The sequence below is a fragment of the Moraxella sp. CTOTU46711 genome (assembly GCF_031975715.1).
Lineage (GTDB): Bacteria > Pseudomonadota > Gammaproteobacteria > Pseudomonadales > Moraxellaceae > Faucicola.
The window spans coordinates 19,959-37,636 of record NZ_DALYMP010000011.1; the positions used below are offsets into that span (position 1 = coordinate 19,959).

Annotated in this window: 14 protein-coding genes and 1 tRNA gene (1 of these 15 only partly in view); 7 read left to right on the forward strand and 8 right to left on the reverse strand. The window is 45.2% G+C overall.

Features of this window, described 5'->3' with window-relative positions:
• Positions 1 to 21 (forward strand) — tRNA-Lys (locus RTJ53_RS11040); it begins 155 nt to the left of the window's first position.
• 243 nt (positions 22 to 264) lie between these two features.
• Here the strand turns inward: RTJ53_RS11040 and RTJ53_RS11045 are convergent.
• The 5 genes from RTJ53_RS11045 to RTJ53_RS11065 form a co-directional block, all read right to left on the reverse strand.
• Positions 265 to 543, reverse strand: a complete 279-nt coding sequence (locus RTJ53_RS11045; protein WP_312276965.1) for a hypothetical protein — start codon at positions 541 to 543, stop codon at positions 265 to 267.
• Positions 544 to 746: 203 nt separating this feature from the next.
• Positions 747 to 2,774, reverse strand: coding sequence for an NAD-dependent DNA ligase LigA (gene ligA, locus RTJ53_RS11050; RefSeq protein ID WP_312276966.1), 2,028 nt, complete (start codon positions 2,772 to 2,774; stop codon positions 747 to 749).
• Positions 2,775 to 2,924: 150 nt separating this feature from the next.
• Entirely contained in the window at positions 2,925 to 3,866 is a 942-nt protein-coding gene (locus RTJ53_RS11055) for a cell division protein ZipA C-terminal FtsZ-binding domain-containing protein (protein ID WP_312276967.1), read from the reverse strand.
• 158 nt (positions 3,867 to 4,024) lie between these two features.
• Positions 4,025 to 7,672: a chromosome segregation protein SMC gene (gene smc / locus RTJ53_RS11060; RefSeq protein WP_312276968.1), complete on the reverse strand. Its 3,648-nt coding sequence runs from the start codon at positions 7,670 to 7,672 to the stop codon at positions 4,025 to 4,027.
• Positions 7,673 to 7,865: 193 nt separating this feature from the next.
• Positions 7,866 to 8,045: a hypothetical protein gene (locus RTJ53_RS11065; protein ID WP_062331398.1), complete on the reverse strand. Its 180-nt coding sequence runs from the start codon at positions 8,043 to 8,045 to the stop codon at positions 7,866 to 7,868.
• A 345-nt stretch (positions 8,046 to 8,390) separates the two neighbouring features.
• Here RTJ53_RS11065 and hemF point away from each other — a divergent pair, with 345 nt between their 5' ends.
• Positions 8,391 to 9,386 (forward strand): oxygen-dependent coproporphyrinogen oxidase, encoded by a 996-nt coding sequence (hemF, locus tag RTJ53_RS11070; RefSeq protein WP_409418166.1) that lies wholly within the window; start codon positions 8,391 to 8,393, stop codon positions 9,384 to 9,386.
• 67 nt (positions 9,387 to 9,453) lie between these two features.
• Here the strand turns inward: hemF and gloA are convergent, their stop codons facing one another.
• From gloA to RTJ53_RS11085, 3 genes are all read right to left on the reverse strand, one after another.
• Positions 9,454 to 9,948 carry a lactoylglutathione lyase gene (gene gloA / locus RTJ53_RS11075; protein WP_312276970.1) on the reverse strand — a complete coding sequence of 165 codons (495 nt, stop codon included), beginning with the start codon at positions 9,946 to 9,948 and terminating at the stop codon, positions 9,454 to 9,456.
• A 240-nt stretch (positions 9,949 to 10,188) separates the two neighbouring features.
• Positions 10,189 to 10,830 carry a carbonic anhydrase gene (locus RTJ53_RS11080; RefSeq protein WP_312276971.1) on the reverse strand — a complete coding sequence of 214 codons (642 nt, stop codon included), beginning with the start codon at positions 10,828 to 10,830 and terminating at the stop codon, positions 10,189 to 10,191.
• Positions 10,831 to 10,950: 120 nt separating this feature from the next.
• The gene (locus tag RTJ53_RS11085; RefSeq protein WP_312276972.1) at positions 10,951 to 12,570 is read right to left on the reverse strand and encodes a DUF2252 domain-containing protein; all 1,620 of its coding nucleotides are present in this window, start codon (positions 12,568 to 12,570) and stop codon (positions 10,951 to 10,953) included.
• 375 nt (positions 12,571 to 12,945) lie between these two features.
• Between RTJ53_RS11085 and potA the strand changes: the two genes are divergently transcribed.
• Genes potA through RTJ53_RS11110 form a run of 5 tightly spaced genes read left to right on the forward strand, consistent with a single transcriptional unit; the run spans position 12,946 to position 17,601 of the window.
• Positions 12,946 to 14,133, forward strand: coding sequence for a spermidine/putrescine ABC transporter ATP-binding protein PotA (gene potA, locus RTJ53_RS11090; protein WP_409418165.1), 1,188 nt, complete (start codon positions 12,946 to 12,948; stop codon positions 14,131 to 14,133).
• A 55-nt stretch (positions 14,134 to 14,188) separates the two neighbouring features.
• Positions 14,189 to 15,058 carry a spermidine/putrescine ABC transporter permease PotB gene (gene potB, locus RTJ53_RS11095; protein WP_312276990.1) on the forward strand — a complete coding sequence of 290 codons (870 nt, stop codon included), beginning with the start codon at positions 14,189 to 14,191 and terminating at the stop codon, positions 15,056 to 15,058.
• A 10-nt stretch (positions 15,059 to 15,068) separates the two neighbouring features.
• Positions 15,069 to 15,872, forward strand: coding sequence for a spermidine/putrescine ABC transporter permease PotC (gene potC / locus RTJ53_RS11100; RefSeq protein ID WP_239742858.1), 804 nt, complete (start codon positions 15,069 to 15,071; stop codon positions 15,870 to 15,872).
• A gap of 10 nt (positions 15,873 to 15,882) precedes the next feature.
• Positions 15,883 to 17,025 (forward strand): ABC transporter substrate-binding protein, encoded by a 1,143-nt coding sequence (locus RTJ53_RS11105; protein ID WP_312276973.1) that lies wholly within the window; start codon positions 15,883 to 15,885, stop codon positions 17,023 to 17,025.
• Positions 17,026 to 17,079: 54 nt separating this feature from the next.
• The gene (locus RTJ53_RS11110; protein WP_312276974.1) at positions 17,080 to 17,601 is read left to right on the forward strand and encodes a hypothetical protein; all 522 of its coding nucleotides are present in this window, start codon (positions 17,080 to 17,082) and stop codon (positions 17,599 to 17,601) included.
• Positions 17,602 to 17,678 lie beyond the last annotated feature (77 nt).

The window sequence follows — 17,678 nt, forward strand, 5'->3', positions numbered from 1 at the left end:
CGAGTCGCGGACGATCCACCATATCCAAAGCCCTTATCGAATTGATAAGGGCTTTTTTTATACGCTTGGTTTTTAGCGCTATGATTTATGCTAGTAGCTTAGATTAGACAAATAAAATTAACGGCTCTACTTCAACGCATCTTTAATTGTATCAAATGGCTGGCTTAACGTTTAGTAAAGAAAAAAGCCAAACTTTTAATGGTTTGGCTTTTGACAGCATCGCTGTCGGATGCTGTCGAGATAGGCTATGACTTTTAGTATAGCTTATTTTTGGTATGGGTAGTTAGGTGACGTACTTAATATGTACCCTGTTGCCCCGCCCGCTGCTGCACCGATTGCCGCAGCTTTTCCGATGTCGCTACGGTCGCCATCTGATTTTGCCAGTGCACCTAATGCTGCACCCGCTACCGCACCTTGCATCGCTACGCGCGAAGAACCTTGTGTAGTGACACGGTTACCATAAGCATCAGTGGTTGCACACGCTGTCAATGCCGTTGAACCAACAAGTGTTGCAAGTACCGCAAGTGTTTTAAGTGATTTCATAATTTTCTCCAGTAGGGTTTCCATTTGCTAAAATATCAGGTGCTTTTAGCAACTTACGGAAGTTATATTAGCGTAAATTTTTCACCCTATTGTTATGAATAAAGACTGATTTATACGTGTTTTGTAAGTAACCTTGCTATAGTTTGGGCAACAAATAGCTTACTCAAGGTTGCGTTAACTTTTTCTATAATACCGAGCATATATTAGGGATGATACGTGTTCAATAAATCGATAAATTGCGCTTCAGTGACCACTTTTACCCCCAGTTTTTCGGCATTCGCAAGTTTACTGCCCGCTTTTTCGCCTGCGAGCAGTGCGGTGGTCTTGGCAGAAACGCTACCTGAGACTTTTGCCCCTAATGCTTGCAGTTTGGCTTTGGCTTCATCACGTCCCATGCTTTCAAGGGTGCCTGTAATGACCCAACTTTGACCTTTAAGCGGCTGATTACCTTCAGGCACTTGGCTGACAGGCTGCCAATGAATGCCGGCTTGTAATAATCGATTGATGACTTCGATATTGTGCTCGGCACGAAAAAACTCAAAAATCGAGTCTGCGGTTTTTTCACCGACATCGGGGGTTTTTTGTAAGGCTTCGATACTCGCTGCCATGAGCGGCTGCAAGTCGCCAAATTGCATGGCTAAATTCATCGCTGTGCTCTCGCCTACGCCACCAATACCCAAGGCAAAGATAAAACGCGCTAAGGTCGTATCTTTACTTTTTTCAATGGCAGCCAGCATATTTTCGACAGATTTTTCCCCCAATTTTTCAAGGCTGATGAGCGCGTCGCGGTGATTGTTAAGCGCATAAATATCGGCGACATTTTTAACAATACCCTGCTCAAAAAAGTTAATCAACCAGCGTTCACCGAGCCCATCGATATCCATCGCTTTACGACTGACAAAGTGAATCAGCGCTTCTTGTTGCTGGGCTGGGCAAAATAACCCGCCGGTGCATCGTGCCAGCGCTTCGCCTTCTGGCATGATAACGGGTGAATCACACACCGGGCAATGAGTCGGCAGGCTCACCACTTGGGCATTGGCGGGGCGCTCGTCCGTCCAAACGCGCGTAACTTTGGGAATGACATCGCCGGCACGGTGTACGCTGACCATGTCCCCTGCTCGAATATCTAAACGCTGAATTTCACCGATATTATGCAGGGTCACATTGCTCACAGTGACGCCACCGACATTGACAGGTTCAAGCTTGCCCACGGGCGTCAACTGACCTGTGCGCCCTACTTGCCATTCAATCGCATTTAGACGCGTCATGACAGTTTCGGCAGGGAATTTATAGGCAGTTGCCCAGCGTGGCTCACGGCTTAAAGTGCCCAGTTGCTCTTGCAAGGCTAAACTATTGACCTTGACCACCGTGCCATCAATTTCAAAGGGTAAGCGACTGCGTTTTTCAATCACCGATTGATAATACGCTTGTAGCTGCGCGGCTGTTTGCACGATTTTGATATCGCTGATGCTAAAGCCCAACGCTTTTAGCCAAAATAGCGCATCGGATTGGGTGGTAATCTCAGCGGGCAAGCCTTGATTGACGGAATAGGCATAAAACGCCAGCGGACGACTTTTGGCGATATTGGGGTCAAGTTGGCGCAAACTCCCTGCGGCAGCATTACGCGGATTGGCAAAGGTTTTCTCCCCTTTTGCCTGTGCATCACGGTTGAGCCTTGCAAACCCCGCTTTGGGCATGAGTACTTCGCCGCGCACTTCTAGCCGTGGTATATCAATCGGCAACTGCAGCGGTAGATTTCGAATAGTACGCACGTTTTGGGTAATATCTTCGCCTGTTTGACCATCGCCGCGCGTGACCGCTTGGATAAATTGCCCGTTTTGGTACAACAGTGAAACCGCAAGCCCATCAAGTTTGAGCTCGACTTCATATTCAGGATTTTGCTGATTGTCTGCCAAACGGTCATTGACCCGTCGCATAAAGTTCTGTAAATCATCAAAGGTAAATAGATTACCCAGTGACAGCATGGGTATTTGGTGGGTGACTTGGGTAAAAAACGGCAACGGCTTGTCGCCTACTTGGTTGGTAGGGCTATCGCTTTGTGCCAATTCAGGATACGCGGTTTCTAATGCCACCAGTTCTTGTCGAAGTTGGTCGTATTCGCTATCTTCTAACAGCGGATTATCTAAGACGTAGTAAGCGTGGTTATGTTGTTTTAGCTGTGCAATGAGTTTGCGCATTTGCGCAGTAATAGCATCTGTGTTCATAATCATGATGATTTAAAAAAGGTAACGGATATTTTACAACAAAGTGATGGCTTACTTGGTCAATTTTTTCAGTCATCAGGTCAGTCAAAACAATAAAACTTTTAACCATAAAAAAAGGCACTCACGAGGAGTACCTTGTTTTCATTTTAATAAAATCTATCGACCAAAATTAATGGCAAGCTCGCGCATGGCTTGGGTGTTTTCTTTGTTAATCGGCTCACCTGTGTCGTCATATACTGTGGCATTTAGGTCATTGGCAAGCAATCCTGCAATACTCATCATGCTATCAAAGCCTTGAACAGGGCGTGGGTGTGGTAGCGATAAAAATAATACCAAGCCTTTCATGGTTTGCGTCGGTAGTCGATTGAGATCGAAAGGTGAAATACCTTCATTATCAATCATCATCAGACTAAACCACAATAAGCCTGTCCCGTCTTTGTTTTCGTAGCGATGGAACATATTCATCGCACCAAACTTCAAGCCATACTTGTCAATCAGCTCTAACAGATAATCGCCTCTAATGTCGACAAACTGCTGATTAGGAAAAATACTGATGTTGATATTTTGAATCGCGTTGTTGAGTGGGCTGTTTTGTTCTTCGTCAATTTGCGCTTGGATATGGGTGTCTAAAATTGGGCTGTTATCAGTAAAGCTGTCATTTTTTAGCTGATTTTCATCGAAAGTATGCACAACAGGGCTGATAGTCTCTGTGGCATTGGCGAGCATGCTAAAAGCGTCGTTTTCGTTTTCCACAAATGTATTGGTTTCTGCCAATAATTTGTCATTGGCAGATTTAGTGACATTGGCAAAACCGCCACTGGCTGGATAGTTATCTAGGTGTAACTCGGTATCGTCCGCGCTTAGCTTTACTTCGCCTTTAGGATTGTCGGATGTAATTTCTGCTTTAAACAATTGGCTTTCTTCGGGTTCAGGGCGCTGATGGCGTGGAATAATAGGTAGACCATCTTTGTCATGTTCAATCGCGTCAGTCGCTAATACATCTTGGTTTTTTTGACGAATGGATTTTAGTAGCGTGTAAATACCCCAAACGATAGCAACAACCGCAAGAATGATAAGAATAAGCTGAGTGATAGACATAAACAACGACCTTTGAGAAAGACGATAACGACCCTGTTTGTAGTGTAAAAATTTTTACATCGGTATTTTTGCCGTTATACTACCATGACTTCATAAAATCAGCTAGAAAAAACCGTGACAAGGCTTGACTTTTTGCGTATTTGACAGGTGAAAATTGCTTATGCCAAATAAGCTTCCACCTCAGTCATATCCACACTGACCAGCTTGGACACCCCCGCCGTTGGCATGGTCACACCTTTGAGCTCGTCAGCAATTTGCATGGCAAGTTTGTTATGACTGATAAAAACAAACTGTACGTCTTTGGCAAGCTGCTCAATTAAGCGAGTAAAGCGCGCGACATTAGCATCATCGAGCGGCGCATCGACTTCATCGAGCACACAAAATGGCGCGGGCTGCTGTTTAAAAATAGCAAAGATTAAACTTAGCGCCGTTAAGGTCTTCTCACCGCCCGACAACAGTGCCAGACGGCTGTTCTTTTTGCCTTTCGGCTGCGCCATAAGCTCTAGCCCTGACTGCCAGCCTTTGCCGCTGCCATCTTTGTCATTGGTATGGTCTGATAACACCAGCTGCGCTTGCCCGCCGCCAAATACTTGGGTAAATAGCTTGTTAAGTTCGATATTGACTTGGGTCAACATATCCATAAAAAGCTGTTTGGTCTGACTGTCAATCTGCTGGATAGCAAGTTGCAATTTGTCAATGCTTGCGGTCAAATCCGAGATTTGCTCAGCAAGGGGCGCCAAGCGGCTGTTCACTTCGCTGAGCTCGGCTACCGCGGCATGATTGACTGCCCCAAGATTAAGCACCTGTGATGCTAACTGCTCGAGTTGTCGTTGTAGTTGCTCGCGTTTGCTGCTACCCATTAACTCAATGTTGTCAGTTTTTGGCACGGCGATTTTGCGACTAGTCAATTGCTCACCAATCAATGCCACGTTTTGTTTTGCTAGTGCCAATGTCGTGTCGGTGGTGTGATATTGCTGTTGTAGTTGGCTCAACTGCTGCTGAGACTCTTGCACACCCAATTGCGCTTGATGTAGCTCGGTTTCCATGGTTTTCAAGGTCATTGTCAATTGCGTAACGCTGTCATTGGCGGTTTGCAGTTGCGTCGAGTCCACCGTGAGTTGTTGTTGTAGCTTTGGCAAGCGTGCCTGCTGCTCGCTAATTTTATGACTCAGCTGCTGCTGCTCACTGGTGAATCTTGCTTGGTCTTGCCCAGCTTTGGCAAGTTGCTGCTCACTTGCGGTGATTTGCAATTGTCCGGTTGCCAGTGTTTGGGTGATGCGATTTTGTTGTTGTTCTAGCTCGCGCTGCTGACTGGCAAACTGGTTTAAACGTTCATCGAGTGACTGGCGCTCGCTGATTTGCTGCTGTAATTGCGGTTGTAAATGCGAAAGCGTGTTGCTTAGCTCATAAACCCGCTGTTGCTCTTGGTGCAATTTGTCCGCAAAACCTAGCCCTTCTTGTTGTAGACGCTCGCTGTCACTATCGAGGCGTTTTTTATCTTGATTAAGTTTATCGAGTGCGGATTGATAGTGATACTGCTGTTGTAGTTTTTGTTGCTGGCATTGCTGTTGTTGCTGGGTTAGGCTTAGCAGTTGATTACGCGCGGTTCGGTCTTGGGCTTGCCATTCTTGCAGACTAACCTTCGCTTGTTGCAAGCGATCGGCTAGACGCTGTAGTTGCGGTTGTTGCTGCGCTAAGTGTTCATCGAGCTCTTCAATACGGGCTTCATTCATCAACTGCTGGCTAAAACTGATAACCTGCTGACCCCCATCTTGCAACAAATGGCTTAGGTTAATCAACAGCTGCTGATTACAGAGTATTAGTTGTTGCGCTGAGGTATGCACCAGCAACCAATCGCCCGTTGGTAAGTTATCGAGCAGCCCTTTATCCTGCACATCTGACCAGTCAAGTGGCGTCGCACTGATCCAAACCTGCTGAAAAATAGCCAGATTGGGCGCCGCAATCAAAGCAGACAGTGGCAAACAACCTTCTATTAGATGGCTGTTCGGTGTGTGATTTTTCGAGGTGTGATGTAAAGCTGATTGATTATCAATAAACACCGCATGGTCATGGATGATTTGGGCAAAATCTTGGTCAGCAGCGATAGACCATTTGGCAAATACCGTAACTAGGGTATCAAAAACATTGGCATACCCCTTACCTGTTTCGGTCAATTGCAGTTGACTGATAAGTCTTGGCAAACTGCTATTATTTTCTTGATTGGGTGACTGGTGGATAACTTGGGCAAGGGCAGTTTCTTGTTGTGCTAGCAAATTTTGTAGTGTCGCGTGCTCGGTTTGCCACGCTTGGTACTGCTGCTCAGCTTGGCGATGCTGCCGGGTTAAGCTGTCAACTTCATCGGCTTGGTCAGCGATAGATTCTTGACGGGCGATGATATTGGCTTCAAGACGTTTAATCTCATCACTAAGTCTCGTCATTTGCGTGTCTAGCTCGTTGTCATCAAACGCTGCAAATTGCTGGTCAAATGTGGCCTTAGCAGTCTGCCATGCCAATACGGCTTTGTCATGTTCGCTTTGGCGTTGTTGTTGGCGCTGTTGTTGGCTGGCATGGTGTTTGAGGGCATTTTCACTGACGGCAAGATTTTTTTCTACGTCTTGCTTTTGCTTATTTAATGCCACTAAATTTTTTGCAATGTGCTCACGCTGCTGTTTGCAATCATCTTGCTCCTCACGCAATTGCTGCAACTGTACGGTGAGCTGTTGAAGCTTTGCAGGTAAGCCTTCAATACGCATTTGTGCTTGCTGTTTTTGTGCTTGCAACTCTTGTTGATACGCTGCAAAACGACTCAGCTCAACATTTAGGACATTCAGGCGTTGTTGGTCATTGGCAAGGGCTTGTTCAGCTTGTTTCAGTAGACTTTGCGTTTCATGCTGCTGCTGCCAATAATCCTTAGCAAGATTTTGCTGGTTTTGTAAAGTGTGATGTTGCTCAGTCAGAGCCCGCTGGGCAAGTTGCTGCTGCTCGATTAATCCTTCAATGAATACTTGCTGGGCATCTACGCGCTCACGCATCGCCTTAAAATCTGCCGCGAGTGTTTGCTGTTTTTGCCACGCCCGCCCATAGTCATCAATTATTAGCTGCTCACTGATCGCCTGCTGCGCTTGTTGCCATTGCTGGGCTTGTTGTGCCGTTTTGGCTTGTTTTTCTAGGCGTTTTTGTTGGCTGGTCAGTTCGCTGACCATATCATGCAGCCGCGCTAAATTATCGCTTGCGGTATCGAGCTGTTTTTGGGTGTCATCACGCCGGCTTTGGTAGCGCGACACGCCCGACGCCTCTTCGATAAACTCTCGTAGCTGCAACGCATTGGCATCAATGATACGCCCTATCATACCTTGCTCAATCACCGCATACGAGCGCGCGCCAAGACCTGTGCCCAAAAAAATATCGACCACATCGCGGCGGCGTACTTTGGTGCCATTGATAAAGTAATCGGATTTGCCTTCTTTATTGATTTGCCGACGTACCGATAATTCTTGATACAGATTGAGCGCGTGGTGGATGCCGCTGCTACCATCTTCGCCGCGGGTATGTTCAAACACCAATTCTACGCTTGCCAAGCTTTTGGCGGACTTGTCTTGCGTGCCTGCAAAGATAACATCACTCATCGCGCCGCCGCGAAGCTGCTTGGCAGAGGATTCGCCCAGCACCCAGCGGATGGCATCAATCACATTGGATTTGCCGCAGCCGTTGGGTCCGACAATCGCGGTAATGGTTTTGGGAAAATGAAACGTTGTAGGATTGGCAAAGGATTTAAAGCCTGCCAGTTTGAGCTGTTTTAACCGCATGTTGCTAAAGTGTAGGTATCAAAAAAAGGCGCTTATTTTAGCAAAATTTTAGCGATTATTCATTAAATCTATGCTGACTTGGTACACAAAAATCAGGCTAAACCTGCTAAACCCTTAAGCTGATAAATCTGCCATAGCATAAAAAAACCGCTAAGTGGATTAGCGGTTTTATAAATCAGGCTATTGGTTAATATTATTTTGCCGGTGACGCAGTAGCAGTCGCGGTATTCGCCGTTGCAGTTGCTGTATTGGCAGGTACAGAAGCTGTTGTAGTGGTCGTTGTCGTCGTGGTGGTTTCAGTCTTAGCTTCTTCTTTTTTACCACAACCCACAAGGCTGATGACCGTCACTAATGCGATTAATAATTTATTCATAGTTTTCTCCAAAAACGGTTAATGTAATCATCCATCTGATAACTTGATAGTCTGATAACTATATGATCCCAATAACTATATCGCTAGGTCAATCAGTATCACTGGGTTAATCAGTTTATAAAATCTCAACTTAATTTTATCAAGACGTCATGGCATTTTATGAGTTTTCTGACCGTTTGGGTAGCGGCTGTGACAATTTTTTTAAGGGTTTTATGTAAATATTTATGCGTATCATCAGTCAATACGCTCAATTTTACCCACGCCATTATGTGTTACAATAATCATTAAAAATTAACCAGTAAAATTTAATCGCTAAAAATTTTTAAAAGAACTATTGCTATGTCTATGCTGCTCTCCTCACCCAATGTTCAAGCCGTTCGCGCTTATTTACTTGATTTACAAGACCGTATTTGCCAAGCGCTAGAACACCAAGAAGCCACTGGCGGGTTTAATCTATATGCTGAAGGTGCCAGCAATGCCAAATTTGTCGCTGATGTTTGGGAAAGAGCCACTGAGCAAGGCACCCATCAAAATTTGGGCGGCGGTCGCTCCAATGTACTCCAAGGCGGCAAAGTGATCGAAAAAGGCGGGGTGATGTTTAGCCACATTGTTATCAACCATCTGCCAGCCACTGCCACCGCTCGCCACCCTGAACTTGCCGGTCGCCAAGCGCAAGCACTCGGTGTCTCGCTGGTGATTCATCCGACCAATCCCAACGTGCCAACCAGTCATGCCAACGTGCGCATGTTTATCGCGGAAAAAGAAGGCTACGAGCCGATTTGGTGGTTTGGTGGGGGCTTTGATTTGACGCCGTTTTATCCTGTGATGGAAGACTGCGTGCATTGGCACCAAGTGTGTCATGATTTGTGCGCGCCGTTTGGGGCAGACGTTTATCCCAAGTTTAAGACTTGGTGCGATGAGTATTTTTATTTAAAGCATCGTAACGAACAACGTGGCATCGGCGGCTTGTTTTATGATGATTTGAACATGCTTAGCATGGGTTGGGATTTTGATAAATGCTTTGCCTTTATGCAGGCGGTAGGCAATGGCTATCTTGAAGGTATTATCCCGATTTTTGAGAAACGCAAGCACACCCGCTATAGCGAGTCGCAGCGTAATTTTCAGTTATATCGTCGCGGTCGCTATGTCGAATACAATTTGGTGTATGACCGCGGCACCTTGTTTGGCTTGCAATCAAACGGGCGCATTGAGTCAATTTTGGTCAGTCTGCCGCCGCTCACCGGCTGGGAATATCGTTATGAGCCCATTGCAGGAACGCCTGAATTTGAACTCACGGATTTTTATCTAAAACCTAGAGATTGGCTGAATCTCAAGGCTTAATAAGACACAATCTTAATAAAACACAATAAAAAAGGGCAATCACAGTTGCCCTTTTTTTAATGGGCGATTAACCCATTAAGCTTGGTTGTACGATTTCTATCCAGTAGCCATCTGGATCCAAGATGAAGGCAATATCTTTCATCGTACCTTCTTCAGGGCGTTTTTTAAAGGTGACTTGATGTTGCTCAAACCAAGCAACCGCTTCTTGTAGATTTGGCACGGCAAAACAAATATGCCCAAATCCTTGTGGTTCGCTGTTGCCACTGTGATAGTGAAACTCTGTATCAGACTCAGTGCCATAATTATGGGTCAATTCTAGCACCCCTGGCTGACTAAAGGTAAATGCGGCTAAAGCGGCAGTATCGGTTGGCAAATTTGCCACCTGTTCATCGGTGAGCTTTGCCAAAAAATACAAATCAAATTCCGCTTGTGGATAGCGTTTGGTTTGTAGTAGCGTCATGCCTAACACATCTTGATAAAAAGCCAAAGACACTTGTGGGTCTTTCACCCTAAGCATGGTGTGATTAAAGATAAACCCATTGGTAGCGGACAAGTTTGACATAGTGATCCTTATTGTAATATGCCTCTAAAAGAAAAAATGTTAAAAGAAAAAGACGTTAACTAAACTTCATTAATAGCGACAGTTTGCCAAAAATTCAATACTGTTTAATTTTAATTAACTTTTGGGTAAAAATATAGCCCTTATTTCTCATAACATCATGGCTCATAACATCCCGCTTAGATAAAGCTGCCCAATTCGCTATTCACTATTCGCTATTCGCTATTTACTATTCAATACTCGCTACTCAATAAAAGTCACTTTACCGGTGTCCAAATCATACACCGCCCCAACAATAATTAAGCTACCATTATTAACCGCATCTTCAAGAATACGAGAGCCGTGTTTGAGCTGGGTGACTGACATACGCACGTTGGCTTTAATGCCTCGATTAATCAACTCTTGCGCGTCAATATCTTGTCCATTGGCGGTATAGATTTCATGCAAGTTGTAAACACTGGGACGAATCCGGTCAACAATCGAACGTAAGTTGGGGGAAAACTGCTGGTCAGGATTGATCAGTGTCTCCACACAAGCCGTCACCGCACCGCAATGTGAATGACCCAACACCACGACTAACTTGGTACCGAATTTTTCAGCGGCAAACTCAACTGAGCCAATCTGAGAGGGTGCTACTACGTTACCTGCTACACGAATAACGAATAAATCACCCAAACCTTGATCAAAGACAATCTCAGCGGGGACGCGCGCATCAGAACAACCCAAAATAATCGCAAACGGTTCATGCACATGGGTGAGTGCATTAGACGCTAGCAAGGTTGATTGGGGGTTTCGCACATTCTCTACGAATCGTGCGTTGCCTTGTTTGAGCATCTCGAGCGCTTGCTCGGCAGTTTCGGGACGCGGTAAGTGACTGTTTGGCATTTGGTTTTCTCCTTTAACCCTGTGATAATAACGAACTTTGTGATGATATAAAACGCGATATTTTTTATCATTTTAAACTTTTTAAGACATCAATTTTTTTTCAAGACGGTTGTATAGCTACTATAATACCTCATCGCCTGCCACAGCAATATGCCCATCGGCTATTTGGTTCATAAATTGCGCATAATCTTGGGCATTGCGAGCGGCAGTTTGCTCGGCATACGCTTGCATGACAGAGATGATTTCACTACCATTGCCCAGATAGCCCATAAGCGTATCGGCATTGCCCGCTTTGGTATGCGCATGCGCCAAGGCATGGCCACAGCTTTCGATATATTCGTAAAAATGGGCAGCCGTCATGCTCTCAAGAGACGCGGAATACTTCATGTCCCGCAGCTGCCTGACATAAAAGTCCATCTCAAAGTTATTGAGCGATGCATAGCCCAAGAAAATATCACTCGATGCTTGCATCAATTGTTGCCCTTCCACCACGCGTTTGCCTTGATGGCTAAATTGTTTTGCCAGTAAGGGTGTCAAGATAGACGCTTTGGCTTGCTTCATTTGCAATATCAGCGGCTCATGGTCGGCATCTTGGAATAATGCCACCGCACACACAGTACCGACACTCCCCACCCCAACTACTTTGAGCGCCACATCGGTAAAATCATACCGGTCAAACAACACCTGTCTATCTGACTTTAGGGTATCTCGATAAGCGTCAAAAAAAGCGTGGCTACCGGCAAAAAAAGGCTGTCCTCGGCGTGGTGGTCGCTGCAATTCACCGTCAGTTTTAAACGCCCGCAATCCTGTGACAGTATCACGCTCAGTCAATTTTGGCAGCATTTTTACCGCATCATTTTTTTTGGCTTTTTCAAAATCGGCATGACGGCGTTTACGAACAGTCACGTCTTCGGTATTTGCCAATATTTTATGGGTGTCGATTTTTTCATACCACACTTGTAGCGGTGACAAGCTGCGATGCGCTTCTAGTCCATCAAGGTAACTGGTCAGCAGTTTTTCTATCGCCTTATAGCCCACCGATTCTACATACTTAAAACTTTGACTGGCGATTAAAATACTGGCGACCAGTCGCTGCAAATCCCATTCAAATGGCGCAACGATGGTTTCATCAAAATCATTAATGCCAAATAATAAATTGCGTTCAGGACTGGCATAACCGCCAAAATTACTGACATGACAATCGCCGCAAATCTGCTGAAATAAGCCAGAATGTTGCCCCTGCCATGCTTGGTCAAACAGCATCAAAGCGGGCATCCCGCGAAAAAAAGTAAACGGCGATACACTCATGCGCTTGGCTCGTATGGGTAGTAACGCTGTCAACCGACCTTGATTGGACCAATGATAAAGACTGAGCGCGTCGATGGCAGTCGGACGTTGGCTGATGGCAGCCAAGTTTTTTAATGGATACGCCTTACGCTGCTGTTTGCCAAGCGCAATACTATCTGCTTGGGTTAGTAGCTTGCCTTGGTAGCGATGGCGCGTCAAATCCACGCACTGAGCATGCTGCAAGGATTTGGGTAAAGCGATAGCGATGGGCAGCGCTGCTGTTGTGTCCGTGGCCGTTTTTTTGGTAGATGTTTTTTTTGCAGGTATTTTTTTAGCCGTGGTTTGAGAAACCGTATTGTTTGCGCCTGTTTGAGTAGTTGTTGTTTGGGCATTTGTTGTTTGAGTGGCTGTTGTTTCAGTCGTTGGGTTTTGAGGCTTTTTTCTGCTAGGCATATATTGTCTCTTAAATATTCAATAGATAAATGTTCAATCGGTCACTGTATAAATTATTATCACATAAAAGTCGTTCAAGCTTGCTATTTTAATGGCTTTGGTAAAAAGTTACGTTGCTTATTTGTGCCAAATCAACCCCTTATTAACCACTAAAATCAGCCACTAATTAGCCATTAAAATTTTATGAACAGCAGGTGAATTTTCAGTAACATTTTTTAATTTTAGCCGTTATACTGAACGCAACTTTTAACTGTATTTTCACAGGTGAAACTATCGAAAAACTCTGTATTTATGTTGTCATGCTGATTGCGGTTTGACCCTACATAAATATGCCATTTTAGCCCGCTATTTTAGCCTTGCCGTGAGATTGTGCCTATGTCTGCATCAACGTCCGCATCAACGCCACAAACCACCCTAAACGCACCATCAGCTATGCCTGATAGCGCCCAGCCGAACAACCAAAAACCTGTACTACTACAAATCCGTCATTTATCCAAATCTTATGGCGATACCCAAATTTTGCAAAATATTAATCTAGATATTTATGATGGGGAGTTTTTGACGCTGCTGGGTCCTTCTGGCTGCGGCAAAACTACCCTACTACGCTTGATTGGCGGATTTGAGCTACCCAATGCCGGTAGTTTGCAGTTAGAAGGGGTTGATATTGCAGGCTTACCTGCGGAAAAACGTCCGATTAATACGGTGTTTCAGCAGTATGCCCTGTTTCCGCACATGAACGTGTACGACAATATTGCTTATGGACTAAAACTTAAAGGTGTGCCCAAAACCGAAATCGACCAGCGGGTGCGTGAAGCGCTGGCAATGGTACAACTTGACCACACCATTAATCGTCGTCCACAAGATTTGTCGGGGGGTCAGCAGCAGCGTATCGCCATCGCCCGTGCCGTGGTGAATCGCCCAAAAATGCTGCTACTTGATGAACCTCTATCAGCGCTCGATGCCAAACTACGTGAGCAAATGCAATCAGAACTCAAACGCTTGCAGCGTGAACTGGGTATTACCTTTGTGTTCGTGACCCACGACCAACAAGAAGCCTTGTCCATGTCTGACCGGATTGCCGTCATGAAAAACGGCGTATTCCAGCAAATTGATACGCCCATTGGTATCTATGAATCACCCGCCAATTTATTTACCGCAAGCTTCATTGGTGAAACCAATTTGTTTAAAGGTAAAGTGTTAGAGGTCAATCCAGCCACCATCAAAGTGGAAGTGGTCGAGCAAAATGATGGCTTTCATCCGATTCGTGAATTGCCCCGTCCAAAATTTGACGTGCAAGTCGGTCAAAATGTCAACTTACTGCTGCGCCCTGAAGATATCCGTGTGTACTACACCCATGAAGGTCATGAAGGCTTAATCGGCAACGTGGTAGACAGTGCTTATAAAGGCAGCACCCTAGATTCTGTGATTCGATTAAAAAACGGCAATATCGTCAAAACGTCAGAGTACTTTAACGAAGACGATCCAAATTTTAATTATAAACTGGGTCAAGAAGTGCGTATTGACTGGGTCGATGGTTGGGAGTGGATTTTGCCAGATGAATAATACTACTTCACCTTCGAACTCTAGCGTTTCGGCTGCTACCGCGCCTGCCCCTGTTATGACAAAACAAGGTGGGCGTGGCTTTCAGCGTGCGACCCTGTTTGTGATTTGGGCATGGTTGATTATTTTTGCCCTGATTCCCAATATCTTGGTGATTGCCGCCAGTTTTTTGACCCGTGATGAAGATAAGTTTTTAACATTGCCGGTCACCCTCGACAACTATATTCGATTGATGGACCCGCTTTATTTAAAAGTGTTTTTGCATTCGCTGTCGATGGCAGGGATGACGACGATTATCTGTTTGTTGCTCGGTTATCCATTTGCCTACCTGGTCAGTAAAGCGGATAAGAAATGGCAGTCATTATTGATGTTATTGTTAGTGATTCCGTTTTGGACCAACTCATTGGTGCGGCTGTATGCGGTGAAACTCATTATGGCGGCCAATGGTCTGCTCAGTACTATGCTGATTAACCTTGGGCTTATCAATGAGCCTTTACAAATTTTATATACCCAAAAAGCTGTGATTGGTGGCTTGGTGTACCTGCTGTTTCCGTTTATGGTACTGCCCCTGTATGCGGTATTTGTGGATTTGCGTGACGATTATATTTTGGCATCCAAAGATTTGGGCGCTAACAAGCTACAAACCTTTTGGCACGTGATTTTGCCGCTCACTACGCCAGGGATTATTTCAGGGGTATTGCTGGTACTGTTGCCTGCCATGGGCATGTTTTATGTGGCGGATATCTTGGGCGGTTCACGCAACTTGCTGGTAGGTAATATCATCAAATCGCAGTTTTTGGATGCCCGTGACTGGCCATTTGGCGCCGCGGCGTCCGTGCTATTGACGCTTGCCATGGCATTGCTGATTATCGCGTATCGAGCCAGCAGCAAACGCATTGGCAAAACTGACTACAACGAAGTAGCATAAGGGGGACGCTATGTCTAATACTATAAAATGGCTGTCTCGCCTGTATTTGACCATCGTATATCTGCTGATGTTCTCGCCGATTGCGGTGATGGTGATTTTCTCGTTTAATGCCTCAAAAGTCGGCTATCAATGGGGCGGTTTTAGTACCCATTGGTACAGCGAGTTATTTAGTAATGCCGCGATGGTACAAGCTGCCATCAACTCAGTCATATTGGCGGTAGTGGCTGCGACGATTTCTACGGCGATTGGCGGTTTGACAGCGTTAGCGTTACAGCGTTATGACTTTAAAGGTAAATCGATACTACAAAGCTTGCTATTTGTGCTGATGATGTCGCCTGAGATTGTTTTGGCGATTTCGCTATTGGCGTTATTTTTGATTGTGGGGATACAGCTGGGTTTTGTGACGTTGCTAATTGCGCACATTACCTTTTGTCTGCCCTTTGTGGTGATTACGGTGACTGCACGTCTATCTAGCCTCGACACCCGCGTATTGGAAGCGGCACGTGATTTGGGTGCCAATGAATTTACCATGATTCGTACCGTGCTTGTACCGATTATTTTGCCTGCGATTTTGGCGGGCTGGGTGCTTGCCTTTACCCTATCACTTGATGATGTGGTGGTATCGACGTTTAATACAGGACCTGATTTTGAGATTTTACCATTACAGATTTATTCGATGGTGCGTGTTGGGGTAAAACCTGAAGTCAATGCCGTTGGTACAATCTTGCTCGCAATCTCGCTACTGGGTCTGATTATCTCGCAGTTATTACTTGCCAAAAAGTCGATGAATCTACCATCGACCCAAAAACGTTAAGGAGACTTATATGATTTCTCGGATGCTCAATAGAAGACGTTTTTTAGGGTATGGCTTGGGTGTTGGCGGCGCCGTTTTAACAGGCGGTCTGGCAAGTAATCTAACGGGTTGTCAAAAAGCGAGCGAAACCGCGACTAGCGCTGCGGCGTCTGCGCCTACTGCCAGTCAAGGTGGCAAGGTTGTCAATGTGTATAACTGGACGGAATATATCTCTGACCAAGTGCTTAAAGATTTTACCGCAGAGACAGGTATCGACGTTATTTATAGCACCTTTGATTCTAACGAAGCCATGTATGCCAAGCTCAAACTAATGAATGGCAGTGGTGAGTATGATGTAGCGTTTCCAGGGACGGATTTTGTCGACAAAATGCGTAAAGAAGGGATGCTTGAGCCGCTCGACCATGCCAAATTAACCAATTTTGGCAACCTTGGCAAAACCTTTATCAATGCCCCTTTTGACCCTGAAAACAAGTTTAGTATCCCTTATCTGTGGGGCTCATCAGGCATTGCAGTCAATACCAAACGCATTGCTAAAGCAAGCTTAAGCAGCTGGAATGACTTATGGAAGCCAGAGTACGAAGGGCGTGTCATGCTGATGAATGACATCCGTGACGTGTTCACCATGAGTCTATTGACCCTTGGCTATAACGGCAGCACCAAAAATCCTGAAGCCATCAAACAGGCTTATGAGAAACTCACCAAGCTGATGCCCAATGTGCGTACCTTTAACTCAGATGCACCGCGCATGCCGTTTATGGAAGGGGAAACTTACTTGGGCTTGGCTTGGAACGGTGAAGTCATCATGGCGCAAGACCAAGGGATGCCAGAGCTGGACTTTGTGTATCCAAAAGAAGGCGCTATTATGTGGATGGATAACATGGTCATCCCCAAACATGCCAAAAACAACGATAACGCCCATAAGTTTATCGATTTTATCTTGCGACCCAAGTACGCTGCCATGATTAGCGAAGAAATCGGCTACGGCTCGCCCAATGAGGCAGCAAAAAAAGAGATGCCGCCTGAGCTTGCCAACAATCCGATTGTGTATCCACCAGCTGATTTACTGAAACATGCCATGTTCCGTGAAGACGTTGGCGATGAGATAATGGCGCTATATCAGCAGTATTGGGATAGGCTCAAAGTGGATATGTAACAGACAAATTGGTAAAGAGCGGTACTAAAAAATACACTAAATGAAGGAGTAGCTATGAAATTAAAAATAGAAAAGCTTATGTTAGGGTTCTCATTGCTACCGCTATCGTTATCAGCTGTCGCCTATGATAAAGCCGATGAACGTATCATTGACCAACATATGCAAATCGTGGTGGATAGCATCGAAGCCAAACAAATCGCGCCGATTATGGCATTGATGCCGCCGCAAATTTTTGTGGTGATCGGTGAGCGTTTTGATATGGATGCTGCTACCCTCAAAACCCATATGATACAAACAGCAGATGACACTTTCAAAGATATGGCTACCGCCAAATTTAGCTATCGCTATAATTTGAGCAAAACCAAAGTCTATCAGTCGACCACTGGCCGCGAGTATGTGATATTCCCGACAACATTCACGATGGATGATATCACTATCAACAGCCATGTCGTGGCGATTCAAGATAAGGTGGATGACGTTAACAAATGGTATATCGTACGTATCGAATCCCCTGCACAAATTGAGTTTATCAAACAAGCTTATCCTGATATCACTGATATACAAATCCCAGAGTAAAAGAGTAAAGGAATAAAAATTTAACAGTTTAAAAGCGAAAAAAGCGGGCTTATGATTAAGTCCGCTTTTTTACCCTA